The sequence below is a fragment of the uncultured Psychromonas sp. genome (assembly GCF_947489755.1).
Classification (GTDB): Bacteria; Pseudomonadota; Gammaproteobacteria; order Enterobacterales; family Psychromonadaceae; genus Psychromonas.
Genome location: NZ_CANLFB010000010.1, coordinates 1 through 24,684, shown reverse-complemented (window position 1 = coordinate 24,684; position 24,684 = coordinate 1). Strand labels below are relative to the sequence as shown.

The window sequence follows — 24,684 nt, the reverse complement described above, 5'->3', positions numbered from 1 at the left end:
GAAAGTAGATGACGATTAAAGTTTTAGTGGTTGATGACTCGAATTTTTTTCGTCGTCGAGTTAGCGAAATAATTAATGCATCACCTTATTTAGAAGTGATTGCTACTGCTAATAACGGTAAAGAAGCCATTGATATGGTGGTCAAACATAAGCCTGATGTGATCACCATGGATGTTGAAATGCCAGTGATGGACGGTATTACAGCGGTTCAAAAAATAATGGATTTAGCACCGACCCCTATTTTAATGTTTTCATCATTAACACACCAAGGTGCGAGTGCGACATTAGATGCATTAGATGCTGGTGCGTGTGACTTTTTACCGAAAAAGTTTGAAGACATTGCTCGTGACAAACAAGAAGCAATTATTTTGTTACAGCAACGTATACAAATGATTGCGAGAAGACGTGTCCAAAGAGTACCTGAAAAACCATCTGGTCTTGCTAAACCGACTGTTAGCATACCTTCGGCAACATTAAAGCCTGTTTTGAATAGAGTACTGCCTAAACATGAAAATAATGGTGTTATTGCAAAGTCGACACCTATCCATCGTGTTAAAGCGTCTGGAAAATCCTACAATGTACTGGCTATCGGCACATCAACTGGCGGCCCTGTTGCATTACAAAAAATCTTAACGGCATTACCACATAACTTTAAATTACCTATCGTGTTAGTACAGCATATGCCAGGTACCTTCACTAAAGCTTTCTCTGAACGTTTAAATAGTAATTGTAAGATCACTGTAAAAGAAGCTGAAACAGGCGATATATTAAAACCTGGTTGTGCTTACTTAGCGCCTGGTGGTAAGCAAATGTTAATTGCTGCTAATGGGCAAATAAAGATCCATGAAGGCAATGAAGCATTGAACTATAAACCCAGTGTGGATATTACCTTTGCGTCACTTGCTAAATCTTATACGAATAAAGTATTGGCTATTATACTAACGGGAATGGGGGCTGATGGTCGTGATGGAGCTCGCTTACTAAAAAGCAAAGGCTCTGAAATTTGGGCTCAAGATGAAGCAAGTTGTGTCGTTTACGGCATGCCACAAGCGGTAACCAAAGCAGGTATTTCAACAGAGTCTATCGCATTGGATCAAGTTGCTAAACGTATTTTAGTGGAACTAAAGCATGAGTAAGATCGGCCTGATTGGTTTTGTTGTTATTATTGCGAGTATCGTTTTTGCACAGCTTTACCACGATGCTCCTCTTAGCGGCTTATTAGATTTCTCTGCCTTTTTAATCGTTTTTGGCGGTACTGTTGGTGCGATTCTAATCCAATCTTCAAGTAAACAGCTTAGCCATGCTTGTAAGCAATTATTGACTTTATTTGCTAAACCTCGTTATCAATTAGCACAACAAATAGCATTGATTAAACGGTGGTCTGTTATTTCTCGCCAAGATGGCTTGCTAAGTCTAGAAAAAGAAAATAGAGATAATTTAGACAGTTTTACCGAAAAGTCATTATTGATGCTGGTAGATGGATGTGATCCTGTTGTTTTACAAGAAATTCTACAGCAAGAAATCGAACTCGAAATAGATAAAAATGAACGTAGTGCACAAGTGTTTGACGCGATGGGAGGATATAGTCCTACTATTGGAATTATTGGTGCCGTATTAGGCTTAATTCAAGCAATGGCGTTTTTAGATCAACCTGAGTTATTAGGGCAAGGTATTGCCATTGCCTTTGTAGCAACAATATATGGTGTTGCTTTTGCTAATTTTATTTTTCTACCTGTCGCCAATAAAATACGTTTAAATTATCAACACCAAGCGTTGTTTGAAGAGATGTCTATGATAGGTATTATCGCCATTGCACATGGTGAAAATAGTTTATTATTAGAGCGTCGTCTAAATGGGTATTTATCTAGAGCGGTGTATTGATGCCAATCTATAACCGTCTTCATGCTCAGAAGCCGCATAATAACCATGTCCATCGTTGGACAGTTTCTTATGCGGATTATATGACCTTGATGTTTGCTTTGTTTGTGGTGCTTTATGCGGTGTCATTGAACAATGAAGAAAAGTACCAAGAAGTCATTGAAGTAATTCAAAGTGCCAGTCAGTTTGTCCAAGCTAATAATAGTGGTTCAGATGCCAAAGGTATATTAACTAAGCGCAGTAATGACATTAAAGATGATACTGGCCCTGCATTAATAAGCGATGGCGATAGCTATAATTTAGGATATGTCAGTGAGTTAGAAAGTGAAAAATTATCCGACCCTGAGCAAAGCTACACTGGAAAGTCATTAGAGGAAATACAATTATCCTTAAAATCGGCATTACGAACTGAGTTGGAAACAGGTGCTTTTAGCGTCGATTTAGACGGCGATTGGCTAACCATTAAAATGAGTGGACCTTTATTGTTTGCAGGTGAAAGTCATACTTTATTAAATGGTGCAAAATACCAAATAGATCAGATTGCAGACGTATTAAAACCAGTTAATAATATGATTAGGTTACGTGGCTATACCGATGTAGATACCGTTGCTAATGAAATATATAAATCCAATTGGGAGCTATCTGCATTACGCGCAATTAGTGTACTACATGCTTTTAATGAGCGAGGGATAGCGGGAGAGCGAATGGTGATAGAGGGCTATGGAAAGTTTCAACCAGTATTAAATAGCGACGGTAAAGAAGATAAGTTAAAAAGTCGACGTGTTGTTATTGCTATCTCTAAATTTGCGGTGTTTAAAGCTCAACAACCGAATGACATTACTAAAGTAAAATCAGATAGCAAAACAGAAACACAGAAAATACCGCGTATGCCAAAGCCTGATAGTGATGAAATACGCGAAATATATCACCCCGATGGTCGAATCATCATTACAACAAGGCAGGAGTGACGATGAAAATTTGGACTATTTCAAATCAAAAAGGGGGGGTTGGAAAAACCACAACGGTTATTTCAATCGCAGGTCTTCTAGTTGATAGAGGTTTTCGTGTTTTACTCATTGATACAGATCCGCATGCGTCTTTAACGAGTTATCTGCAATATGATTCAGACCAGTTGCCCGTTAGTTTATATGATTTATTTCAAGATCCTGCGACAACTAAAGCAGAGTTAGATCAAGTGATACTGCCTACTGAAATCAATAACTTGTCATTAATTCCAGCTTCGATGTCTTTAGCGACGTTAGATCGTGTGTTAGGAAATCAAGAAGGTATGGGGTTATTTTTACACAAACAACTAAAATTAGTAAAAGATGATTATGATTTTGTATTAATCGATTGCCCACCGGTATTAGGTGTCATGATGGTTAATGCATTAGCCGCTTGTGAGCGCATTTTAATTCCAGTACAAACAGAGTTCTTAGCGTCTAAAGGCTTACAAAGAATGGTACAAACACTTGGAATAATGCAACATTCAAGAGGCGATGACTTTAATTATTGCATCATTCCTACTATGTTTGATAAACGCACTAGAGCGTCAATTAATACGCTAGAAGAATTAAAAAGTACATATAGAGGCAAGGTGTGGAATGGTGTTATTCCCATTGATACTAAATTCAGGGATGCAAGCTTAGCTCACTTACCGATTTCTCTTTATATAAAGAGCTCTAGAGGTTCGTTTGCCTATGAAACATTATTAAATTATTTGCTACAAACTGAGCACAATTAAATGAAAAACAATAACAATGACGCAATGAAAAACTATTTTGACTCCATGTTGCGTAGTGATGACCAAAAAACAGTGGATGAAGATGCTATCGCTGATAGCCAGTCTGAATTTGCAGAGCCTGATGCACTATCTGAACAGTTGGTTTTTGCTAGTCCAACGATAAAGGTTCAACAAGCACCAGAAGCTGAAACTGTTAGTCAAGATGATGAGTGGGAAAACTTAATTGTTGCAGATCAATTTCAAGTATTGTTCTTTGAACTTAACCATATTACCTTTGCAATACCATTAACTGATTTAGGTGGTATTTATCATTTAGGTGATTCGCTTAATTTTTTAATGGGTAAACCTTCATGGTTTCGTGGGGTAATGAGTCACAATGAACGGCTATATAATATTGTAGATACTTCATCATGGTTGCAACTTGGTCGTAATGCGACTGATTTGAACTATACTCATTTCATACTATTAGGTGATACTGCTTGGGGCTTGTCTTGTGAGAAGCTACTAGGCACTGAAAATCTCAGTAAAGATCAAATTAGATGGCGTGATAAGAAAGGATCTCGACCATGGCTAGCAGGAATGGTTAAACAAAAAATGTGTGCGTTGATCCATGCAAAAGAACTCGTGAAGCTATTAGACCAAGGAATGGACATTCGCGGCTAATATAGCCTGAATTTAAAATAACCAATAATTTAAGTAGAGATAAAATGAATAGAGAAACTAACTTAGCCAATAAAACTGCTAATGATGAAATATTACAGCGCGTTACTTTTTTATTAGATAATGAAACTTACGGCATTAATGTCATGCAAGTACAAGAAATTTTACGCTACAGTGAAATTGCAGCAGTACCTGGTGCGCCGGACTATGTGTTAGGTATTATTAATTTACGTGGTAATGTTGTTACCGTTATTGATACACGTACTCGTTTTGGCTTAATGCCTGCTGATATTACTGATAACAGCCGTATTGTTATCATTGAGTCTGAAAAACAAGTGATTGGTATTTTAGTCGACAGTGTTGCAGAAGTAGTTTATTTGAAAAAATCAGAAATTGAACCAGCACCTCATGTTGGTACAGAAGAAAGTTCACAGTTTATTCAAGGTGTCTGTAATCGTGATGATGGTTTGTTAATTTTAGTCGATTTAAACAAATTATTAAGCGACGACGAATGGGATGAACTAAATCTATTGTAATTTGTTTTTACTATTCGTATCGAGTCGTACATGTTTATTGAATATATTTCCTGGTTAGCATTAGTGCTAGCCATTGTTTTTTTTGTTATTACACTCATATTATTAAATAAAGTTAATAAAAAAAGTCATAGTCTTGAAGTATTAATTAAATCATTATTGATGCAACAAGAGACAACTAAAAAACAATTTACTGAAATCCATTCAGGTGCAGTGGGTATTGGTAAAAAACTACAGCAATTAGATGCTGAAGTGAAAAAAACACAAGAGAATCAAGTTAATTTAGTGGCTTCGGCGCCTGAAAATAGACTTTATACTCGTGCCACTAAAATGGTTGAGTTAGGTGCAAGTATTGAAGAGCTGATGACTGAATGTGAGTTGCCACGTGCAGAAGCAGAGTTATTACTGAATTTACACCGAAAATAACCATTCTCTGAAGATAAATAAGACAACAGAACTTGAGATTAAACAAACTATTGTGATCTTTGTATTTGATTTTATCTGTTGTCTCTTCCTGATAGTTACTCATAAGCTTTTTCTATGTTAGGATCCGCTCACATTTTATGACATTAAATGGCATAATATGACGATTCTACTTTGTTGTGTGTTATTTATTGGTGAAGGTAAGTCTGAATGCTTGAGTGCAAAAACTTAACTTGTGTACGTGAAGAGCGAGTTTTGTTCAATAATCTAAACTTTGCACTTTCCCCGGGTGAAATTTTGCATGTCGAGGGGCCTAATGGCATTGGCAAAACCAGTTTATTCCGCTTACTTGTTGGTTTATCCTCTCCTTATGCTGGCGATATTTACTGGCAGCAACAAAACATAATGTCAGATCGTGAATCTTATTATCAAAATATGCTTTATCTTGGTCACAAGTCAGGCGTAAAACCTGAGTTGACGGCACTTGAAAATCTGCAATTCTTTCATCGTTTATATAATCCTACTGTTGAGTTAGATCTTTGGGATATTTTAACTTTAGTGGGGCTTGTTGGTTATGAAAATGTCCCCACAGCACAACTTTCTGCAGGGCAACAGAGACGCGTTGCTTTAGCAAGAATGTGGTTTAGTGATTGTCCTTTATGGATTTTGGATGAACCCTTTACGGCCATCGATAAAAGCGGCGTTAAAGTCATTGAGAACTTGTTAATTAAACATGCCCACAAAGGTGGAATGATCATATTAACCACCCATCAAGATTTATCACTTCCTGCTGAATTCTATAAAAAACTTATGCTACAAAAGCCAACTATTGGAGAGCAATATGTTTGATGCTTTTGGGCAAATTGTCCGTAAAGATTTATTAGGGGCATTTCGTCAACAAAGCGATATCTTAAATCCAATTTGGTTTTTTGTTATTGTTGTGACGCTATTTCCTTTAGGAATAGGGACAGATCCTGCCTTATTAGCGCGTATCGCTCCTGGCATTATATGGGTAGCCGCATTGTTAGCTGCCTTACTCTCTTTTGAACGTTTATTTAAAGATGATTATATCGATGGGTCACTAGAGCAAATGATGCTCGCACCTCACTCATTAACGTGGTTAGTGTGCGCCAAAGTATTTACGCATTGGCTGTTAACAGGGCTACCTATTTTATTAGTTTCTCCTTTGTTAGCGATTTTCTTATCACTTGAAGAAAATACATTTTGGGCGCTATTTTTAACACTATTGATTGGCACCCCTATATTAAGTTTATTAGGGGCTATTGGTGTTGCGTTAACAATTGGATTACGAAAGGGCGGTGTATTATTAAGCTTGATCATGTTGCCACTGAGTATTCCGATTTTGATTTTTTCAACCATGGCGATTGATGCGGCTTCATTTGGACAACCTTACCTTGGTTTATTGGCGTTATTGGGTGCAATGTTAGTCGGTGCTATTACGTTAGCGCCTTTTGCCATTGCAGCATCTTTACGAGTTAGCGTGAGTTAATTCGTTTTAGTTATTCTTACTTATTGAAAATAAAGACATAGATAGAGAAACAATTATGTGGAAATGGTTACATCCTTATGCAAAAGCTGAGAAAAGCTATGCGTTATCTGGGAAATTAATGCCTTGGTTTTTAGTCATTGCGGTACCGACGTTTTTTGTTGGCATTATATGGGGCCTCGCGTTCGCACCTGCTGATTACCAGCAAGGTGATAGTTTTCGTATTATCTATATACATGTCCCTGCTGCCATGATGGCAATGGGGGCATATTCTACAATGGCCATTGCTGCTTTTATTGGTTTAGTGTGGCAAATTCGTTTAGCTGAAATGACCGTTGCAGCCACTGCTCCTATTGGTGCTGTTTATACATTTATTGCTTTGTTTACCGGTGCAGCTTGGGGCAAACCAATGTGGGGAGCTTGGTGGGTTTGGGATGCGAGACTGACCTCTGAGTTGATTTTATTATTTGTTTATTTAGGTATTATTGCTTTATACAATGCATTTTCAGATAAAATTTTGGCTGGGCGTGCTGCTTCTATCTTAACGTTAGTTGGTGTAATTAATTTACCCATTATTCATTTTTCAGTCGTTTGGTGGAATACCTTACATCAAGGCGCAACCATCACTAAGTTTGATCAGCCTTCAATGGCGACTGAAATGCTTATTCCTTTATTGATTATGATTGTGAGTTTTGCGAGTTTCTTAGGTTTTATGATTTTATATCGTTTTCGTAATGAAATATTACAACGAGAAAGTCATCGTCCTTGGGTCATTGCTTTAGTGAAGCAATCCTTAAAAAACAATAAGAGAGGTTAATATGGCATTTACATCATTGTCAGACTTTATCGCCATGGGCGGTTATAGTTTTTATGTATGGTTATCTTATGGTGTGTCACTATTGAGTATTATTTTGCTTATTACCAATAGTGTATTTAAACGTAAAAAAATATTTCATCAGGTTGAACAACGCATACAACGTGAGCAACGTATTAAAGCAGCCGAAAATAGAGAAGACATTTTATGAATCCAAGACGTAAAAAACGCTTATTAATCACTTCTTCATTAATTGCGGGATTGTCATTAGCCATCGGGTTAACGTTATATGCTTTGCAACAAAATATTGATTTGTTTTACACCCCTAATGAAATTCTTAATGGTAAAAATGAAACGGGTGCTAAACCTGAAATTGGCCAACGTTTACGTATTGGTGGGATGGTTTTAAATGGCTCTGTTCAACGAGACCCTGAAAGTCTTAAAGTTAGTTTTGATTTAATAGACAATAAAGCAGGGCAAGTCACGGTCTACTTCGATGGTATCTTGCCAGATTTATTTCGTGAAGGTCAGGGAATAGTGGCGCAAGGTGTTTTAAAATCAACAAACTCTGTTGATGCATTTGAAGTACTTGCTAAACATGATGAAGAATATATGCCGCCAGAAGTCGCTGATGCACTGAAAGGTATGGAACATTTAAAAACGGAAAGTGAATTAGCAAAATAAAGCTAATAAAACTTAATTCATAAAAAAAGGGTTAGATTAATGCTTCCTGAAATTGGTCAATTTACTTTAATTTTGGCGTGTGTCTTGTCATTTTTACAAATGGTTTATCCATTATATGGCGTCCAAACTGGCCATCAAGGCGCTATTCGTAGTGCTAGAATTCTTACTATTTTACAGTTTGTCGCCGTTGCTTTTTCTTTTGCAATTTTAGCTTATTCTTTTTTAATTAATGATTTTACAATTGGATATATTGCGACTAACTCCAACTCTGCAATGCCGTGGTATTTTCGATTGTCTGCCGTATGGGGCGCACATGAAGGGTCATTATTATTATGGGTTTTCCTTTTATCTGGGTGGAGTATTGCCGTCGCCTTAATGAGTAAGCGTTTACCTATTGAATCGGTTGCTCGAGTGCTTGCGGTATTAGGTTTGTTATCTTTTGGGTTTTATTTGTTTGTTATTTTAACGTCTAATCCTTTCGATCGTACCTTGCCGTATTTCCCTATTGATGGACGTGATTTAAACCCATTATTACAAGACTTTGGTTTAGTTATTCATCCTCCTATGCTTTACATGGGCTACGTTGGTTTCTCTGTTGCTTTCGCTTTTGCCATTGCTGCCTTACTTGAAGGCCGTTTGGATAGTGCTTGGGCTAAATGGTCTCGTCCTTGGACAATGGCCGCATGGGTCTTTTTAACAGTTGGTATTGCGCTAGGTAGTTGGTGGGCATATTACGAGTTAGGTTGGGGGGGGTGGTGGTTCTGGGATCCAGTAGAAAATGCTTCATTTATGCCTTGGCTAGCAGGTACTGCTTTAATTCATTCATTAGCTGTGAGTGAAAAGCGTGGTGTCTTTAAATCATGGACAGTATTACTGGCGCTCAGTGCATTTTCATTAAGTTTATTAGGTACTTTCCTCGTTCGTTCTGGTGTGTTGGTTTCAGTACATGCTTTTGCGAGTGATCCAACCCGCGGTTTATTTATTCTAGGTTTCTTAGTGCTGGTTATTGGTGGCTCATTATTATTGTATGCGATACAAGCATCTAAAGTGAAAAGCCGTGGACGTTATGAATTAGCATCACGAGAAAGTATGTTGTTAATTAACAATATTTTGTTAATTGCGGCGTTGATCGTGGTGTTATTAGGTACTTTATTACCGCTGGTGCATAAAGAAATTGGCTTAGGTAGTATCTCTATCGGTGAACCGTTCTTTAATCGTATGTTTACTATTTTGATTGTACCATTTGCCTTGTTCTTAGGCGTAGGTTCATTGTTTCGTTGGAAGCGTCAGCAACTAAATGATTTGAAAAAACCGTTATCACTTATTTTAATTTTAAGTGTGCTATCGACGGTCGCTTTCTTGTTTATATTTGCACCATTCCTTACTTGGCTAGCCGTGTTAGGTACTTTCTTAGGGTTTTGGATCATCGTTGCGGTTGTTTACGAAATTTATTTACGTTCAACCCATCGCCATGCATTTAGCAAAGGTCTGATGAAATTAGGTAATAGTCACTGGGCGATGAGTCTTGGACATCTTGGTTTGGCTGTGATCATTATTGGCATTACTATGACACAAAATTTTTCTATCGAAAAAGATGTCAAGTTAGCAGTAGGCGACCATATTACCTTTGAGCATTATGATTTCCACTTCGATCAAGTGGACGCACTTAACGGTCCAAATTATACGGGCACAGTGGGTATTTTTACAGTTAAGCAAGATCAAAAACAAATTGCTGTAATGAAAGCGGAGAAACGACTTTATACGGTGCAACGTATGCCAATGACCGAAGCGGCTATTGATGCAGGTATCACACGCGATTTGTATATCGCTATGGGCGAACAGTTACCTGATGGTGCGTGGGCGGTTCGAATTTATTACAAGCCGTTTATTCGTTGGATTTGGTTAGGTCCATTAATAATGGCATTTGGCGGTATATTGATGATGTGTGATAGACGTTACCGTAGTAAAAAAGAAAACGCCGATCAAGACACGATTACGGCTGATAAAGAAGGAACTCAAAATGCTTAATAAACGCCGTGTACTAACACTATTAGTCCCTTTTATTATCTTTATTATAGGCGCTGTGTTGTTAGCAACGCCCTTATTAAAAGGTAGCGACCCAAGTAAATTGGATTCTGCACTGGTGGGACAAGCGGTTCCTGCTTTTACTCTGCAAGATATTTACGACGAAAATAAACAATATGATGCGACTATTTTTAAAGGTCAAAAAATGTTGTTAAACGTCTGGGCAACATGGTGTCCAACTTGTTATGCAGAGCACACCTACCTTAATAAACTAGCTAAACAAGGTTTGTATATCGTAGGTATGAATTATAAAGATGATCGTAAAAAAGCTATCCGCTGGTTGAATGATTTAAACGATCCTTATCAAATTAGTTTATTCGACCAAAATGGCATGCTAGGCATGGATCTTGGGGTTTACGGTGCTCCAGAAACCTTTTTAATTGATAGCAATGGGATTATCCAATATCGCCATGTCGGTGATTTGAATGAAAAAGTATGGAATGACAAATTGCTTTCGATTTATGAGGATATGGAATAATGACTTTTACTAAAAGCAGTGTGTTAATGTTATTAATGCTCTTTTTTAGCTTAATGTTGTTTAGTCAGCATAGCCAAGCTGCGATTGAGACTTTTGAGTTTGATAATCCGCAACAAGAGAAAACATTCCATGAGCTGACTAAATTATTACGTTGCCCTAAATGTCAGAACAATAATATTGCAGACTCGAATGCTGAATTAGCAAAAGATCTGCGTAATAAGACATACGAATTAGTGACACAAGGACAAACGAAAGAACAAGTCATTGATTACATGGTGGCGCGTTTTGGCAACTTTGTTCGTTATGATCCACCAGTTACACCTATCACCATCTTTTTATGGTTAGGTCCTGCATTATTTATTATTTTTGGTTTATTGGTTTTGTTTCGACAAATTAAAAAACAACCCACTAAAGCAAGCGTTTTAGATACAGAAGAACAAGAAAAGTTACAAAAGTTGTTAAAGCAGCATGTTAAGGATACGAAATAATGATATTACAGTTTGTTATTGCCGCTTTGTTATTGTTGGTGATTTTTAGTGTTGTGATAGCGATTCATTTTATACGTGATAAATCGAATCAAAATACGACTCAAGAAAGGCGAAATCAACTTAACCATGAACTTTATGATATTCGTGTTAAAGAAGTTGAGAATGATATTCAGCAAGGAGTGGTTATTGATAAAGAAACCATGATCGCTGAACTTCAATACAATTTACTTGATGATATTGATGACACTGCTTCAAATAAACAAAGTAAGCAACATAATTCACAACGTATTTGGATTCCTGGTGTTGTTTTTTTAATACTCGCTAGCCTTGGTTTATATTGGTCAGTAGGGGCGTTTAAAGCAATGAATGATTGGCAGGGGGCATTACAACGCTACCCTGAAATTCATAAGAAATTATTTGAAGACAATGATTCCACGCCTAATGAAAAAGAATTAGAAGATCTCATGTTAGGTTTAAGAATGCACCTAGAAAATGAACCAAACGATGCCCAAGGTTGGGTGTTATACAGTCGATTAGGGCGCGTATTTAAAGATAAAGAGTTAGCATTAGGTGCTATTCAAAAAGCGATTCAAGTTGCACCTGATAATGCAGAGATCGAGCTAGAATACATCGAACTAAAAATGAAACTCGGTGACGAATATTCACAAGCAACAGCAGAATCGATGTTAAATCGTTTTTTGCAAAAATATCCTGATAATTATGAAGGGTGGTCAATGTTTGGATTTATGGCCTTGCAACAGGAAAATTTTGTAGGGGCAATCGCACGTTGGCAAAAAATGTTAGCCTTAGTTGATCAAAACAGTGATAAAGCAAGCATGTTAAAAAATAGTATTGCTTATGCTCAAGAGCAATTAGCATTACAGAAACAACCTGAAGTAGTAGAACAAAAAGCGGTATCTGCAGAACAAATTAACCCTGAACAAAGTAATGATGCGCCAGCTATTGTTGGTACGGCTTATGAAGTAAATGTTTCGTTGTCTGAGCAAGTTAATTATGCAAAAAATAGCACGTTATTTGTCTATGCTCAGTCAGTGAATGGCTCGCCAATGCCTATTGCCGCAATTAAGCTACCTATAAGTACATTCCCTGTAAAGGTTGTTTTGTCTGATGCTAATGCGATGGTGCAAGGTATTAAATTAAGTGATCATCCTCAATTTATTATTAAAGCGCGTATCTCAGCTGACGGAACGGTGAATAAAAACGTTGGTCAGTGGTCTGGTGAAAGTGGTGTTATTAAGGCCGGAGAAGAGAGCGTGATTAATATTATAATTAATCAACAATCTTAAACATTCTTTAGGTTTGTTGATGGTTAATGAGTTATTTTCCATCAACAAATTTCCTTAGCTAACAGTTAATCTTTATTGTTATGGAGTTATAACGATTAAGTACGGTTAGTTTAAGTTATTGCTATTTTAGGTTATCACTGTTTATTTTTTTAGAACTAGTTAAGAGTGAACTAATGATGAAATCAAACAGTATTAATGCTTAATCATTAAAAACACTATTTGGATATTTGACATGTTTACACGACATTTGTTTTCTATTTTTTTGCTCTTGTTAAGTTTTGGCTCTTCTGCTCAAACGATCAAGGGTGATGATGCAACTTATATGAGTGACCCAATCGAACCAGCGAACCGTTTAGTTTGGGATTTTAACTATTATGTTTTAGATGGTTATATTTATAAACCAGTGACTGAAACCTATGTTGATTGGGTGCCTAAAGCAGGGCGAGTTGCTATTAATAACATGGTGTTAAACTTAGATGAACCTTCTACCATGGTCAATAACCTACTACAATTAGAATTTGGTCGTGCTACTGATGCTTTTTTCCGTTTTACCTTTAATTCAACCTTTGGTTTGTTAGGTCTGTTCGATGTAGCAAAGTATGGTGGTGTAGAGCGCCGTAGAGAGACCTTCAGTAACGTATTAGGTCGTTGGTCTGTTCCTCATGGGCCATACTTAATGGTGCCTTTTATAGGGCCACGTAGTACACGTATATTAGCTGGTAGTATCGTTGATAGTTTATATTTCCCTTACAGTTACTTTGAGTTATGGCAAACAGGTGTTGTGATAGGTCTTAATGGTCTAGATGTTCGTGAAGGGCTATTGGGGCAAGAAATATTACTTGAGCAATCTTTAGATCCTTATACTTTTGTAAAAGAAGCTTATATGCAATTTGAAGCATTTAAATTTAATGCTAATGGTGCAAGTACCGAAGAGTTCCTTTTATTAAAACAGCAAGAGTCACAGAAAAAAACAGACGAAAATCTTAATGATTTCTTAGATGAAATTGATTAAGAGTCGAACCGCTAATACGATAATATAATCTTTAATCACAGATTCGGAGTGATAATGTCAGTTTCAAATTTAATAACTATCGATGGTCCAAGTGGATCAGGTAAAGGTACTGTATGCCATATTTTAGCTAAAAAATTACAATGGCATTTATTAGATAGTGGGGCGCTTTATCGTATTCTTGCTTATGCTGCACTCCAAAAAAAGATACAACTAACCGATTCAACAGCATTAGCTGATCTTGCATTAGCATTAGATGTTTCTTTTGTCTCTAATGGCGCAGGTGTGGATACTTTATTAGCAGGTGAAAATGTAGGTGATAAATTACGTACTGAAGTCGTAGGGCAAGCCGCTTCTGAAGTTGCTTCTATCGAGCTGGTACGATCTGCCTTATTAGCAAGGCAAAAAGCTTTCTTGCAAAAACCTGGTTTAATTGCCGATGGTCGAGACATGGGAACCGTTGTATTTCCTGAGGCTAAAGTCAAAATATTCTTAGACGCAAGCGCCGAAGAACGGGCTAAGCGCCGTTTTAATCAGTTGCAAGATAAGGGCTTTAATGTTAGCATCGCGCAAATTTTAAGCGAGATTAAAGAACGTGATTATCGAGATCGTAACCGAGCTGTTGCTCCATTACGACCAGCCGATGATGCATTTGTTATCGATTCAACTGAATTAACTATTAATGAAGTGGTCGAACAAATCCTGACTTTAACTGAACTTAAATTAAAAATTTCAACTGAATAATCAGTTGTGAATAAAGCTGCTTCAAGGATGAAGTGGTAATCTTTCTTGCCTCCCGTACGAATGGAATGTATGTGGTTGTATAAAATAAGTGTGAATAAATAGATGATGGAATCTTTTGCTGAACTATTTGAAGAATCTCTTCAACAAGTAGAAACTCGCCCAGGAACAATTGTTAAAGGTACAATCGTACGTATTAGCAATAATTTAGTATTCGTTGATGCTGGTCTTAAATCTGAAGCTGCTATCCCAGTTGAAGAATTCAAGAACGCTGCTGGCGAAATTGAAGTTGAAGTTGGCGATGTTTGTGATGTAGCTCTAGACGCTGTAGAAGACGGTTTCGGTGAAACTAAACTTTCTCGCGAAAAAGCTAAACGTCACGAAGCTTGGATCCAGTTAGAAAAAGCGTACGAAGACCAAGAAACTGTTATCGGTGTTATCAACGGTAAAGTTAAAGGTGGTTTCACTGTTGAATTAAACGGTATCCGTGCTTTCCTACCTGGCTCATTAGTTGACGTACGTCCGGTACGTGACACTGCTCACCTTGAAAACAAAGATATTGAATTCAAAGTGATCAAGCTAGACCAAAAACGCAACAATGTTGTTGTATCTCGTCGTGCTGTTATCGAAACTGAAAACAGTGTTGAACGTGATGAGCTTCTTGAAAATCTTCAAGAAGGTCAAGAAGTTAAAGGTATCGTTAAAAACCTAACTGACTACGGCGCGTTCGTAGACTTAGGCGGCGTAGACGGCCTACTACATATCACAGATATGGCTTGGAAACGTGTTAAACACCCAAGCGAAATCGTAACTGTTGGCGAAGAAATCAACGTTAAAATCCTTAAGTTTGACCGTGAGCGCACTCGTGTATCTCTAGGTCTTAAGCAATTAGGTGAAGATCCATGGGTTGCAATCGCTAAGCGTTACCCTGAATCAACTCGTCTAACTGGTAAAGTAACTAACTTAACTGATTACGGTTGTTTCGTAGAAATTGAAGAAGGCGTAGAAGGTCTTGTTCACGTTTCTGAAATGGATTGGACTAACAAAAACATCCACCCATCTAAAGTTGTTAATTTAGGTGATATGGCTGAAGTTATGGTTCTAGACATCGACGAAGAACGTCGTCGTATTTCTCTAGGTCTTAAACAGTGTAAAGCTAACCCGTGGGAAGAGTTCTCTTCAACACACGATAAAGGTCAAAAAGTTTCTGGTAAGATTAAATCTATCACTGACTTCGGTATCTTCATCGGTCTTGATGGCAACATCGACGGTCTAGTTCACCTTTCTGACATTAGCTGGGAAGTTGAAGGCGAAAAAGCAGTACTTGATTACAAAAAAGGCGACGAAATCGAAGCTGTTGTATTACAAGTTGACCCAGAGCGCGAGCGTATCTCTCTAGGTATTAAGCAAATTGCTGCAGACCCATTCAACAACTACCTAGCAGAATTCAAGAAAGGTACTATTGTTAATGGTACTATTTCTGAAGTTGATGCTAAGGGTGCAACTGTTACTCTTACTGAAGGCGTTGAAGGTTACATCCGTGTTGCTGATATCTCACGTGATCGTATCGAAGATGCATCTACAGTATTAAAAGCTGGTGAACCTGTTGAAGCTAAGTACGTTGGTGTTGATCGTAAAAACCGCGTAATTAGCCTGTCTATCAAAGCTAAAGATGAAGCAGATGAGAAAGATGCTATCGATAGCTTGAAGCAACAAGACGAAGCAAGCATGGGTAATGCAATGCTTGACGCGTTTAACGCTGCTAAAGGCAAATAATTAAATGTGGCTGGCAACAGCCACATTTAAAGCATTAACTGGAGTCTTTTTAATTGTATTCACATAATACGAGGTAAGTTATGACTAAGTCTGATTTGATCGAAAGACTAACCAGCAAACACTTTCAATTGTCGGTTAAAGAAGTTGAAGACAGCGTGAAAGAAACGCTAACACTAATGACAAACTCACTCGCTTCTGGCGAAAGAATTGAAGTTAGGGGTTTTGGTAGTTTTTCACTACATTACCGTGCTCCACGCGTTGGCCGTAATCCTAAAACAGGTGATAAGGTTGAGCTAGGCGGGAAATATGTTCCTCACTTCAAACCGGGTAAAGCATTGAGAGAACGTGTTAATGCGTTAAATGTCTAAATATAAATGGTGCTGAAAAGCACCATTTTTTTTACTTAACTTTCTATCTACTCTTTTCTGAGTATTTATCTGGCAACAATACCAATTTGATCACTATCTGAGTCGATAATGTTAAACGATTCATTTCAATGATTTATTCCCTGATTGATTTATAATACACTCATGACTTCTTATTCTTGTGTAGGTATCAGTATGAAACGTTTTCTAGCTATATTAATCACAGTGGTGTTTTTTATTGTCGTGATTGTATTGGGTTTACAAAACCAACAACTCGTCACAATAAACTATCTCATTGCGCAAAATGAATTACGCCTATCAACGTTAATGGCAATTATATTCTCTGTGGGATTTGCTATTGCATTGTGCTTTGCTAGTTATTTCTACTTGGCACAGAAAATGAAAATTCGTCAATTAACTAAATTGAATGTAAAACAGCGTAGAGAGCTCAATGATCTGCGTGACAGCATCGAAAAAGATTAACTCTTAGTGCAAGAAGTTTTTTTCCTATTACTGCCTGTAGCAGCCTTTTATGGTTGGTATATGGGTGTGCGTAGTGTTTATCAAAAAAAGCAAAAAAAAGGTAATCAACTAAGCCGTGACTATGTTCAAGGTTTAAATTTTCTATTAAATGAGCAACCTGATAAGGCAGTTGACCATTTTATTGCCTTATTGGATGTCGATGATGAAACCATCGAAACGCATCTTGCGTTAGGTAATTTATTTCGTCAAAGCGGCGAAGTAGACCGTGCTATTCGTATCCATCAAAATCTTATTGCTCGCCCATCTTTAACATTAGAGCAACGTGATTTAGCAATGCTTCAATTGGGTAAAGATTTCTATCAATCAGGTTTGTTTGACCGTAGTGAAGAAATTTTTATTCAACTTAAAGAGTCTCCTGAATACAAACAAGTTGCGTTAGAAAATTTATTGCTTATTTATCAACAACTAAAAGATTGGAAAGAAGCGATTAACTGTACCGAACAAATGAATAAGAGCGACAAGTCAAAAGCGAAACCTAGAACATTATCTTATTTATACTGTAGTTTGGCAGATCAGCTTAAAAAGCCTGAGCAACAAAAACAAGCCATTAAATTATATCAAAAAGCATTAATCACTTTCCCTAAATGTATTCGTGCCTGTTTAGCTATGGCAGATTACTACGACCAAAGCCAACAACCAGAAAAAGCACTGAACATGTTAGAGCAAGTGCCTGAATTAGATATTGATTTTACTGAAGTCGTTCTAGAAAGGTTATATGAACTACATAAACAGTTGAATACACAGCAAGCCCTAATGATTTACTTAAAGCGTATTGTTGAATTAGGTGCTGGTGCAAGTGCTGTCATTTTATTGGCAAAGTTGATTGCGGAATTCAACAGTGTCGAAAAGGCACAAGCATTTATGTTGCAAGAATTACGTCGTAATCCAACAATGAAAGGCTTTAATCATTTAATGACCTATCATTTGCAACTCGCGCAGTCTGATAACGAAAAAGAGAGTTTAATCTTTTTACATAAATTAGTGAGTGAACAAATTACTTTTAGACCACAGTATCGTTGTCAAAAATGTGGTTATTCGACTAAGAAGTTATTCTGGCAATGTCCATCTTGTAAAAGTTGGGGAAGAATTAAGCCGATCAGAGGCTTAGACGGCGAATAAATTATTTTAACGTAACGGCTTACAAACTGTTTAGATAGGAAAAAAAATGAATCAGCTAACTGATCCTAAAGTTGTTATCGCATTAGATTATGATGATAAACAACAAGCATTGGCTTTTATAGAGCAATTAGACCCCGCTACATGCCGCCTAAAAATCGGTAAAGAAATGTTTACACATTTTGGACCTGAATTTGTAAAACTTATTGTCGCAAAAGGGTTCGATGTATTTTTAGACTTAAAATTTCATGATATTCCTAATACAGTGGCTAAAGCAGTTAAGGCTGCGGCTGATTTAGGTGTTTGGATGGTTAATGTACATGCAAGTGGTGGGCGTCGTATGATGGAAGCGGCTAAAACTATTCTAGAACCTTATGGCGATAAAGCGCCTTTATTAATTGCAGTCACGGTTTTAACTAGTATGGATCAAAGTGATTTAACAGAACTAGGCATCAATCTGACGCCTGCAGAGCAAGTGAAGCGTCTTGCTACATTAACTAAATCCTCAGGTTTAGATGGTGTTGTTTGCTCTTCACATGAAGCTGAAGAACTTAAGGTGTTATTAGGTGCCTCATTTAAATTAATTACACCTGGTATTCGCCCTGCGGGATCCGATGCTGGTGATCAGCGTCGTATTAAAACGCCAAAACAAGCAATCGATAGCGGTTCTGATTATTTAGTGATTGGACGCCCTATAACCCAAGCAGCAGATCCTGTTACAGTATTAAATGAAATTAACGCATCATTAAGTTAATGCTAGTGAGTTAAGGAAAGATCTTTTTTTATGAAAAAACTTGATATTATTAAATACAAAGCGGATTTTATGCAAAAGTTTGCTTTTGATTTTAAGCAGTGGATGTCTCCTGCTGTTCGTGACTATTACTCTCTGTTTCTTAAAAATGCGCATTATAAACGTGCACATTTATTGTCATGGGTGAAAGAATATTCAGTTTTAGAAAATGGCCGATCAGTTAAAGTCGCTCAAAGACCCATTCAAGTTTCATCGGAAGCACGTGAACTCTATTTATGCCTTCAATCAAGAATAGGGGATGAAGTCCATGTTGGCGAATGGCTAACGATTACTCAGAATTGTGTGGATCAATTTGCTAATGTTACGCGAGATCATCAATGGCTACATAATGATGTTGAACGTGCTGAAAAAGAATCTCCTTTTAAAACGACTATCGCACATGGTTTTTTAACCTTATCTTTATTACCCTATTTAACCGATAGTGTTGATGCCAGCCGTCCTGCTTATGCAAATGCTAAAATGACGGTTAACTATGGCCTTAACCAAGTACGTTTTCCGTACCCCGTTAAAACGGGTAGTGTGATACGCGCGCATAGTCGTTTAATTAAAGTCTCACCTATAAAACGTGGGTTAGAGATCGAAAAAGAGATCTCTGTAGAAATTCAAGGAACACGCCGTCCAGGTTGTGTTGCTGTGTCAGTCGTTAGGGTTTATTTTTAAATTCAATAACTTAGTTTTTATTTCTGGTAAATAATGACTCTTCCAAAAAGGCGTTAGATCTAAAAAGATCTATCGCCTTTTTTATTTCCTTCGAAAATACCTATTTATTTCCAAAAAGCCCTAAAGATATCTTTTAGTGGGTCGATATAGTTATTAAGTCTGAACATCGACTGCTTTAAAAATGAACCGTAGCTTTACTTTATCAGCGATGAACATGTGAGATAAAGCATAATAAAAATAGTTTAAAAATCATTAAAGTTATTTTTTAAGCGGTCGATAAATAAAATATGTCACCAACAAATACTTAATACTAACTTTACTCAGTGACGTTAGGTAATAAATAAATCAAGGAGCTCATCATGACATCAGTAGTAAACACAAATGTAATGTCGATTAATGCACAACGTCAACTAGGCAAAACGCAAATGGCGTCTAACGAAGCAATGGAACGTTTATCTTCTGGTCTGCGTATTAACAGCGCTAAAGATGATGCAGCCGGCCTTGCAATTTCAACAAGTATGAACTCTCAAATCACAGGTTTGACACAAGCCGTACGTAACTCAAACGATGGTATCTCAATGGCACAAACTGCTGAGGGTGCAATGGATGAGATGACTAATATTTTACAACGTATGCGTGAGCTATCGGTTCAATCAGCCAATGATACAAACTCAGCTGAAAACCGTACAGCAATTCAAGAAGAGGTCGATCAATTACACAGTGAACTTGACCGTATTGCAGATACAACAGAATTTAACGGTAAAAAACTGTTAGATGGCACTATGGGACCAACTACCTTACAAATCGGTGCTAACGAAGGCCAAACATTAAGTTTCGAGATCGACTCTGTAACAACAAATGATCTTGGTTTAAATGGTGGTTTAAATAAAGATGAATTAAATAGTGGACGTGTTACTGCTGCAACAACGGGGGCTGCTGGCGACCTATCGATTAATGGTGTTGATGTAGCTGCTTCTGACAGTGCATCTGCCGCTGATATTGCTAAAGCAATTAACTTAGATACTGCTGAAAGTGGTGTTACAGCGAGCGCATACAATGTTGTTCAAGGTGACCATGAAAGTACTACTGTTACAGGTGTAACAAATGGTATGTCGATTCAAGTTGGTACGTCTGGTGTTACTACATTAGGTGCAACGTCTTCTATGGATAACTTAGTTGAAACCATTAATCGTGACGTAGCTGGTGTTACTGCCACTTTGGGAAATGATGGTGAGTTGATCATGACCAATGATACCGGTGAAGACATTATTGTGGGTGGTGCTGTTGCTGGTTCTGGTATTGCAGCTGATACTTACACTGGTTATTTAGCTTTAGATAGTGTTGCTGATGAGCCAATTGCTATCAATGGTACTGCTGCAGGTTTAGCTGTTGGTGGTTTTGAAAAATCAAATGGTGCGGACTCTATGGTCGTTGCAACTGCCGGTGGTGGTGGTTTTACTGATGCTGATGCACTAACTATTAATGGTGTTGATATTGCCGCTTCTACTGCGACTGCTCCTGCAGATATAGCTGCACATATAAATTCATATAGTGAGCAAACAGGTGTTACATTAAGTGATGATGGTTTAACATTCTCAGCTGAACCTGGTAAGGGAATCGAAATAGGCTCAAATGCAGCAACTCAAGCTGAACGTACGGGTGCACTAGCTAAGCTTGGTTTAACAACTGAAATGGGCGGTAAACAAATTGATTCATTAGGTACTAACGTATCAACGATGGAAGGTGCTTCAAATACGATCACTAAAGTTGATGATGCATTAGCAAAAATCAGTGCTTCACGTGCAGGTTTAGGTGCGATTCAAAACCGTTTAGATTCAACTATCTCTAACTTAGAGAATGTTTCTCAAAATCTATCTGCCTCTAACTCTCGTATTCAAGATGCCGATTTTGCTTCTGAAACGTCTAACATGAGTAAAGCACAAATCTTACAACAAGCGGGTACGTCAATGCTTTCACAAGCTAACTCATCTGCTCAAAGTGTACTTTCACTACTTGGTTAAGCCGCTAGGGTTGCTAAGTAATTGATTTAAAGCTCCCTAAGTCATAGGGGGCTTTTTTTGGTTATTAGAGATACTAAAAGAGGTTGATTATGTCAGAGCTCAATATCACTAATCCTGTAGCGGGATATCAAGCAGTAAAGTTAGATAAACCAATAGATGCTACAACACAGTTTGCAATGCAATTTACAAGACAAGTCATTGATGGTGTAGATAAACTAGCAAAAGCTACTTGGTCTGAAAATAATACAGAATTACCGGAACTCACTGCAGCTGAAATATCAGCAACGGTCGAAGAAATGAATACTTTCTTAAAGGATATGAAGCGTAATTTATCTTTTTCAGTGGATGATGATTTAGGAAAAAGTGTTATTACCGTTAAAGATTCCGAAAGCGATGAGATTATTCGCCAAATTCCGTCAGAAGAATTAGTTGTTTTACGTAAAAAAATGGATGATGTTGCAGGTATTTTATTTGATACAAAAGTGTAAATTTTGCTTAGAGATCTTAATTTAAGATTCTTACTTATATGTGTGAAGCTTTTAAAATCCGATATAAGCTAATATACGTATTGCAGGCATACATGAATGTAGAAATAACATTCATGTCATCATTATTGACCCATTACACTATTAATTTGGCCAATCATTACATTCGCAATATGGCTTATTTTTTGCATTTTATTGTGACGTTAATAGTTTTAATGACACAGAAATAGAAATAGAAATAGAAATAAAAAATACATTAGATTCAGTGAATGATTAAGGAACAACAATGACTTCAATTACATCAACAGGTTTAGGCTCTGGACTTGATATAAATAATATTGTCACAGCCATTGTTGCCGCCGAAGAAGATCCCGCTGCTGCCTCTTTATTAGCGGGTGCTACAGAAGCGACTGAAATGATCTCTGCTTTTGGTACTATCAATAGTGCATTGTCTGATTTTCAAGATTCCTATTCAGATCTATCACGAGCTTCTACTTTCTCTGCGACTAGTGCCACTAGCAGTGATGATGAGATTATAAGTGCGACACTGGGTATCGGTGCTGCAACAGGTAGTTGGAGTTTTGAAGTAGAGCAACAAGCTAAAGCACAAACTATCGTATCTTCTTCTGCAAACTCTTATTCTGAAGCAACCTCTGAAATTGGTACTGGTACTATTAGTTTTAGTTATGGTACTTATGAGGAGGATGGTTCCTTCTCAATTAACCCAGATAAAGCGGTAGAAACATTAACGATTGATCCTGCTAATAATTCCCTTGATAAAATGCGAGATGCGATTAATGAAGGTGATTATAGTGTGTCAGCTTCTATTATTAATGATGGTACTAATTATCGTTTAGTATTAACTAATAAAGAAACGGGAAAAGAGAACGCTTTGCAACTAACTGTTGCAGATGACGATGCTAATAGTTTAGATGCAATAGGCCTTTCTGCGTTAACTTATTCTAGTGATGTAAAAAATATGGAGCAAACGTCAGTTGCTCAAGATGCTAAAGTTATCATGAATGGTATTGAAGTGACTCGCTCCACTAATAATATTGCTAACGTCATTGAAGGGGTTACGCTTAACGTTGGTGGTAAAACTGAAGTTGGGAGCACAGTTTCTTTAACTATCGTTTCAGATAATAGTACTGTTGAAGAGCAAATTAATGCCTTTGTTGAAAACTATAACAGTACCATTGAACAAATGAATACCTTGAGCGCTTATGGTACAGATTCAGAAAGTAATGGCGTGCTAAGCGGGGATTCAACGATACGTAACATTAAAAGTCAAATGCGTAGTATTTTAAACACCACCATACCTCATCTTGATGGTGCTGTACGGAGTTTTGCTGACTTAGGTATGTTAACCAACAGAGACGGGACGTTATCAATAGACTCAGAAGCATTAAATAATATTATGGCTTCTGATATGGACAGTCTTGCCGAGTTTTTTACTGCATCGGGTGGCGCATCAGACTCATTTATTGATTATGAAAGCAAAAGTAGTTTTACGGTACCTGGCTCTTACGATATAGAGGTCACTAAGTTAGCGACTCAAGGAACATTAATAGGCTCTTCTTCTTTATCAGTACCAATAACGATAGATTCAAGTAATGATACGTTTAAAATGCGTTTAGATGGTTTTTTATCTGATGATATTACCCTTACATCTAAAACCTATAACACCATTGAAGAGTTTACCACTGAGTTACAGTCAAAAATCAATTCGGATGCCAATTTTGTAGAGAATGGACTCAATGCGAGCATTCTTGAAAGCGCAGGTATGCTCTCAATTAATTCTAATAGTTACGGAACCTCTTCAACGGTCGCAATAACAGAAATAGAAGATTCTAGTTTTTTTGCTTCTTCATTAGGGTTATCAGTTGCTGGCGGTAGTAATGGTGAAAATGTAGAAGGGTTAATTGATGGTAATATTGCAAAAGGTGATGGACAATTCTTACTATCTGATACGGGTGATTCAAAAGGCCTTAAAGCTGCTATTACCGGTGGTGCTTTAGGCGAAAGAGGGAGTGTTTCTTATTCTCAAGGAATAAGCTCAATGTTAGATAATATGCTAGATGGTATTATTGATTCCAACGTCAGTGCGACAGATGGCGATATCAGCAGTAGTGGCTCTACTATCGATAGTAAATTAGATTCTTTATATAAAGAGATAGCATCACTTGAAGAGCAAGAAGAAACTTTAACGTATCGTATGGATAATTTAGAAGAGCGCTTATATAAGCAATTTAATACCATGGATATTGCGGTTTCTAACTTAAATTCGTTAATGGATTATTTAGACTCTGCTCTAGATTCATTACCTGGTTATACAAATGAATAAGGATTAATAGATTATCTGTTAATCCTTATTATTTGATAACCCCTGAATAATGAATTATCAAATAATAAGTGACATAATATTGAATAACGACCCTGTAAATAATTCTGTGTAACTGCAGTTATTCACAAGTAAGGCTAATGCCGATCAGTTAAGAAAATTAGTTGATTTTTAGCTGAAGAAGATCAAAATCCTATGACTCAAAAGGTCATGGG

General features: G+C 37.2%; 27 protein-coding genes. All 27 read left to right on the top strand.

The window, feature by feature from the left end; genetic code table 11:
- Positions 1 to 8 precede the first annotated feature (8 nt).
- Complete coding sequence (locus tag Q0794_RS07450; RefSeq protein ID WP_298941108.1) at positions 9 to 1,136, top strand: chemotaxis response regulator protein-glutamate methylesterase; 1,128 nt, start codon at positions 9 to 11, stop codon at positions 1,134 to 1,136.
- Positions 1,129 to 1,881 (top strand): flagellar motor protein, encoded by a 753-nt coding sequence (locus Q0794_RS07445; protein WP_298941107.1) that lies wholly within the window; start codon positions 1,129 to 1,131, stop codon positions 1,879 to 1,881. Before Q0794_RS07450 ends, Q0794_RS07445 begins: the two co-directional genes overlap by 8 nt.
- A complete protein-coding gene (locus Q0794_RS07440) occupies positions 1,881 to 2,846 on the top strand; it encodes a flagellar motor protein MotB (RefSeq protein ID WP_298941106.1) in 966 nt (321 codons plus the stop codon). The genes Q0794_RS07445 and Q0794_RS07440 overlap by 1 nt, the downstream gene beginning before the upstream one ends.
- A gap of 2 nt (positions 2,847 to 2,848) precedes the next feature.
- Positions 2,849 to 3,622, top strand: a complete 774-nt coding sequence (locus tag Q0794_RS07435; protein ID WP_298941105.1) for a ParA family protein — start codon at positions 2,849 to 2,851, stop codon at positions 3,620 to 3,622.
- Positions 3,623 to 4,285 carry a chemotaxis protein CheW gene (locus Q0794_RS07430; protein ID WP_298941104.1) on the top strand — a complete coding sequence of 221 codons (663 nt, stop codon included), beginning with the start codon at positions 3,623 to 3,625 and terminating at the stop codon, positions 4,283 to 4,285.
- Between the two features lie 44 nt (positions 4,286 to 4,329).
- On the top strand, positions 4,330 to 4,818 hold the full coding sequence (locus Q0794_RS07425) for a chemotaxis protein CheW (protein ID WP_298941103.1): 489 nt from the start codon (positions 4,330 to 4,332) through the stop codon (positions 4,816 to 4,818).
- Between the two features lie 30 nt (positions 4,819 to 4,848).
- Positions 4,849 to 5,241 (top strand): DUF2802 domain-containing protein, encoded by a 393-nt coding sequence (locus Q0794_RS07420; protein ID WP_298941102.1) that lies wholly within the window; start codon positions 4,849 to 4,851, stop codon positions 5,239 to 5,241.
- A gap of 207 nt (positions 5,242 to 5,448) precedes the next feature.
- Positions 5,449 to 6,087 (top strand): cytochrome c biogenesis heme-transporting ATPase CcmA, encoded by a 639-nt coding sequence (gene ccmA / locus Q0794_RS07415; RefSeq protein ID WP_298941101.1) that lies wholly within the window; start codon positions 5,449 to 5,451, stop codon positions 6,085 to 6,087.
- Positions 6,080 to 6,748: a heme exporter protein CcmB gene (gene ccmB / locus Q0794_RS07410; protein ID WP_298941100.1), complete on the top strand. Its 669-nt coding sequence runs from the start codon at positions 6,080 to 6,082 to the stop codon at positions 6,746 to 6,748. Before ccmA ends, ccmB begins: the two co-directional genes overlap by 8 nt.
- Before the next feature lie 55 nt (positions 6,749 to 6,803).
- Positions 6,804 to 7,562 carry a heme ABC transporter permease gene (locus tag Q0794_RS07405; protein WP_298941099.1) on the top strand — a complete coding sequence of 253 codons (759 nt, stop codon included), beginning with the start codon at positions 6,804 to 6,806 and terminating at the stop codon, positions 7,560 to 7,562.
- Position 7,563: 1 nt separating this feature from the next.
- A complete protein-coding gene (gene ccmD / locus Q0794_RS07400) occupies positions 7,564 to 7,770 on the top strand; it encodes a heme exporter protein CcmD (protein WP_298941098.1) in 207 nt (68 codons plus the stop codon).
- Positions 7,767 to 8,243 (top strand): cytochrome c maturation protein CcmE, encoded by a 477-nt coding sequence (gene ccmE, locus Q0794_RS07395; RefSeq protein WP_298941097.1) that lies wholly within the window; start codon positions 7,767 to 7,769, stop codon positions 8,241 to 8,243. The genes ccmD and ccmE overlap by 4 nt, the downstream gene beginning before the upstream one ends.
- 39 nt (positions 8,244 to 8,282) lie before the next feature.
- A complete protein-coding gene (locus Q0794_RS07390; protein ID WP_298941096.1) occupies positions 8,283 to 10,271 on the top strand; it encodes a heme lyase CcmF/NrfE family subunit in 1,989 nt (662 codons plus the stop codon).
- Positions 10,264 to 10,806, top strand: coding sequence for a DsbE family thiol:disulfide interchange protein (locus Q0794_RS07385; RefSeq protein ID WP_298941095.1), 543 nt, complete (start codon positions 10,264 to 10,266; stop codon positions 10,804 to 10,806). The genes Q0794_RS07390 and Q0794_RS07385 overlap by 8 nt, the downstream gene beginning before the upstream one ends.
- Positions 10,806 to 11,294 carry a cytochrome c-type biogenesis protein gene (locus Q0794_RS07380; RefSeq protein ID WP_298941094.1) on the top strand — a complete coding sequence of 163 codons (489 nt, stop codon included), beginning with the start codon at positions 10,806 to 10,808 and terminating at the stop codon, positions 11,292 to 11,294. Before Q0794_RS07385 ends, Q0794_RS07380 begins: the two co-directional genes overlap by 1 nt.
- Positions 11,294 to 12,601 carry a c-type cytochrome biogenesis protein CcmI gene (gene ccmI, locus Q0794_RS07375; protein WP_298941093.1) on the top strand — a complete coding sequence of 436 codons (1,308 nt, stop codon included), beginning with the start codon at positions 11,294 to 11,296 and terminating at the stop codon, positions 12,599 to 12,601. The genes Q0794_RS07380 and ccmI overlap by 1 nt, the downstream gene beginning before the upstream one ends.
- A gap of 232 nt (positions 12,602 to 12,833) precedes the next feature.
- On the top strand, positions 12,834 to 13,613 hold the full coding sequence (locus Q0794_RS07370) for a VacJ family lipoprotein (protein ID WP_298941092.1): 780 nt from the start codon (positions 12,834 to 12,836) through the stop codon (positions 13,611 to 13,613).
- A gap of 54 nt (positions 13,614 to 13,667) precedes the next feature.
- Positions 13,668 to 14,354: a (d)CMP kinase gene (cmk, locus tag Q0794_RS07365; RefSeq protein WP_298941091.1), complete on the top strand. Its 687-nt coding sequence runs from the start codon at positions 13,668 to 13,670 to the stop codon at positions 14,352 to 14,354.
- Between the two features lie 102 nt (positions 14,355 to 14,456).
- A complete protein-coding gene (gene rpsA, locus Q0794_RS07360; RefSeq protein WP_025564958.1) occupies positions 14,457 to 16,127 on the top strand; it encodes a 30S ribosomal protein S1 in 1,671 nt (556 codons plus the stop codon).
- 80 nt (positions 16,128 to 16,207) lie between these two features.
- Positions 16,208 to 16,495: an integration host factor subunit beta gene (ihfB, locus tag Q0794_RS07355; RefSeq protein WP_025564957.1), complete on the top strand. Its 288-nt coding sequence runs from the start codon at positions 16,208 to 16,210 to the stop codon at positions 16,493 to 16,495.
- A gap of 192 nt (positions 16,496 to 16,687) precedes the next feature.
- Complete coding sequence (locus tag Q0794_RS07350; protein WP_298941090.1) at positions 16,688 to 16,975, top strand: lipopolysaccharide assembly protein LapA domain-containing protein; 288 nt, start codon at positions 16,688 to 16,690, stop codon at positions 16,973 to 16,975.
- Between the two features lie 6 nt (positions 16,976 to 16,981).
- A complete protein-coding gene (gene lapB, locus Q0794_RS07345; protein WP_298941089.1) occupies positions 16,982 to 18,154 on the top strand; it encodes a lipopolysaccharide assembly protein LapB in 1,173 nt (390 codons plus the stop codon).
- A gap of 46 nt (positions 18,155 to 18,200) precedes the next feature.
- Positions 18,201 to 18,905, top strand: coding sequence for an orotidine-5'-phosphate decarboxylase (pyrF, locus tag Q0794_RS07340; protein ID WP_298941088.1), 705 nt, complete (start codon positions 18,201 to 18,203; stop codon positions 18,903 to 18,905).
- 30 nt (positions 18,906 to 18,935) lie between these two features.
- A complete protein-coding gene (locus Q0794_RS07335; protein WP_298941087.1) occupies positions 18,936 to 19,622 on the top strand; it encodes a MaoC family dehydratase in 687 nt (228 codons plus the stop codon).
- 359 nt (positions 19,623 to 19,981) lie between these two features.
- A complete protein-coding gene (locus tag Q0794_RS07330) occupies positions 19,982 to 21,643 on the top strand; it encodes a flagellin (protein WP_298941086.1) in 1,662 nt (553 codons plus the stop codon).
- Between the two features lie 89 nt (positions 21,644 to 21,732).
- Positions 21,733 to 22,131 carry a flagellar protein FlaG gene (locus Q0794_RS07325; protein ID WP_298941085.1) on the top strand — a complete coding sequence of 133 codons (399 nt, stop codon included), beginning with the start codon at positions 21,733 to 21,735 and terminating at the stop codon, positions 22,129 to 22,131.
- Between the two features lie 283 nt (positions 22,132 to 22,414).
- Entirely contained in the window at positions 22,415 to 24,472 is a 2,058-nt protein-coding gene (gene fliD, locus Q0794_RS07320) for a flagellar filament capping protein FliD (protein ID WP_298941084.1), read from the top strand.
- The last annotated feature ends 212 nt before the right edge of the window (positions 24,473 to 24,684 follow it).

Excerpts from the sequence above, each read along its gene's own strand:
- Q0794_RS07450 (WP_298941108.1), top strand. The coding sequence starts at position 9 with ATGACGATTAAAGTTTTAGTGGTTGATGACTCGAATTTTTTTCGTCGT.
- Q0794_RS07445 (WP_298941107.1), top strand. The coding sequence starts at position 1,129 with ATGAGTAAGATCGGCCTGATTGGTTTTGTTGTTATTATTGCGAGTATC.
- Q0794_RS07440 (WP_298941106.1), top strand. The coding sequence starts at position 1,881 with ATGCCAATCTATAACCGTCTTCATGCTCAGAAGCCGCATAATAACCAT.
- Q0794_RS07435 (WP_298941105.1), top strand. The coding sequence starts at position 2,849 with ATGAAAATTTGGACTATTTCAAATCAAAAAGGGGGGGTTGGAAAAACC.
- Q0794_RS07430 (WP_298941104.1), top strand. The coding sequence starts at position 3,623 with ATGAAAAACAATAACAATGACGCAATGAAAAACTATTTTGACTCCATG.
- Q0794_RS07425 (WP_298941103.1), top strand. The coding sequence starts at position 4,330 with ATGAATAGAGAAACTAACTTAGCCAATAAAACTGCTAATGATGAAATA.
- Q0794_RS07420 (WP_298941102.1), top strand. The coding sequence starts at position 4,849 with ATGTTTATTGAATATATTTCCTGGTTAGCATTAGTGCTAGCCATTGTT.
- ccmA (WP_298941101.1), top strand. The coding sequence starts at position 5,449 with ATGCTTGAGTGCAAAAACTTAACTTGTGTACGTGAAGAGCGAGTTTTG.
- ccmB (WP_298941100.1), top strand. The coding sequence starts at position 6,080 with ATGTTTGATGCTTTTGGGCAAATTGTCCGTAAAGATTTATTAGGGGCA.
- Q0794_RS07405 (WP_298941099.1), top strand. The coding sequence starts at position 6,804 with ATGTGGAAATGGTTACATCCTTATGCAAAAGCTGAGAAAAGCTATGCG.
- ccmD (WP_298941098.1), top strand. The coding sequence starts at position 7,564 with ATGGCATTTACATCATTGTCAGACTTTATCGCCATGGGCGGTTATAGT.
- ccmE (WP_298941097.1), top strand. The coding sequence starts at position 7,767 with ATGAATCCAAGACGTAAAAAACGCTTATTAATCACTTCTTCATTAATT.
- Q0794_RS07390 (WP_298941096.1), top strand. The coding sequence starts at position 8,283 with ATGCTTCCTGAAATTGGTCAATTTACTTTAATTTTGGCGTGTGTCTTG.
- Q0794_RS07385 (WP_298941095.1), top strand. The coding sequence starts at position 10,264 with ATGCTTAATAAACGCCGTGTACTAACACTATTAGTCCCTTTTATTATC.
- Q0794_RS07380 (WP_298941094.1), top strand. The coding sequence starts at position 10,806 with ATGACTTTTACTAAAAGCAGTGTGTTAATGTTATTAATGCTCTTTTTT.
- ccmI (WP_298941093.1), top strand. The coding sequence starts at position 11,294 with ATGATATTACAGTTTGTTATTGCCGCTTTGTTATTGTTGGTGATTTTT.
- Q0794_RS07370 (WP_298941092.1), top strand. The coding sequence starts at position 12,834 with ATGTTTACACGACATTTGTTTTCTATTTTTTTGCTCTTGTTAAGTTTT.
- cmk (WP_298941091.1), top strand. The coding sequence starts at position 13,668 with ATGTCAGTTTCAAATTTAATAACTATCGATGGTCCAAGTGGATCAGGT.
- rpsA (WP_025564958.1), top strand. The coding sequence starts at position 14,457 with ATGATGGAATCTTTTGCTGAACTATTTGAAGAATCTCTTCAACAAGTA.
- ihfB (WP_025564957.1), top strand. The coding sequence starts at position 16,208 with ATGACTAAGTCTGATTTGATCGAAAGACTAACCAGCAAACACTTTCAA.
- Q0794_RS07350 (WP_298941090.1), top strand. The coding sequence starts at position 16,688 with ATGAAACGTTTTCTAGCTATATTAATCACAGTGGTGTTTTTTATTGTC.
- pyrF (WP_298941088.1), top strand. The coding sequence starts at position 18,201 with ATGAATCAGCTAACTGATCCTAAAGTTGTTATCGCATTAGATTATGAT.
- Q0794_RS07335 (WP_298941087.1), top strand. The coding sequence starts at position 18,936 with ATGAAAAAACTTGATATTATTAAATACAAAGCGGATTTTATGCAAAAG.
- Q0794_RS07330 (WP_298941086.1), top strand. The coding sequence starts at position 19,982 with ATGACATCAGTAGTAAACACAAATGTAATGTCGATTAATGCACAACGT.
- Q0794_RS07325 (WP_298941085.1), top strand. The coding sequence starts at position 21,733 with ATGTCAGAGCTCAATATCACTAATCCTGTAGCGGGATATCAAGCAGTA.
- fliD (WP_298941084.1), top strand. The coding sequence starts at position 22,415 with ATGACTTCAATTACATCAACAGGTTTAGGCTCTGGACTTGATATAAAT.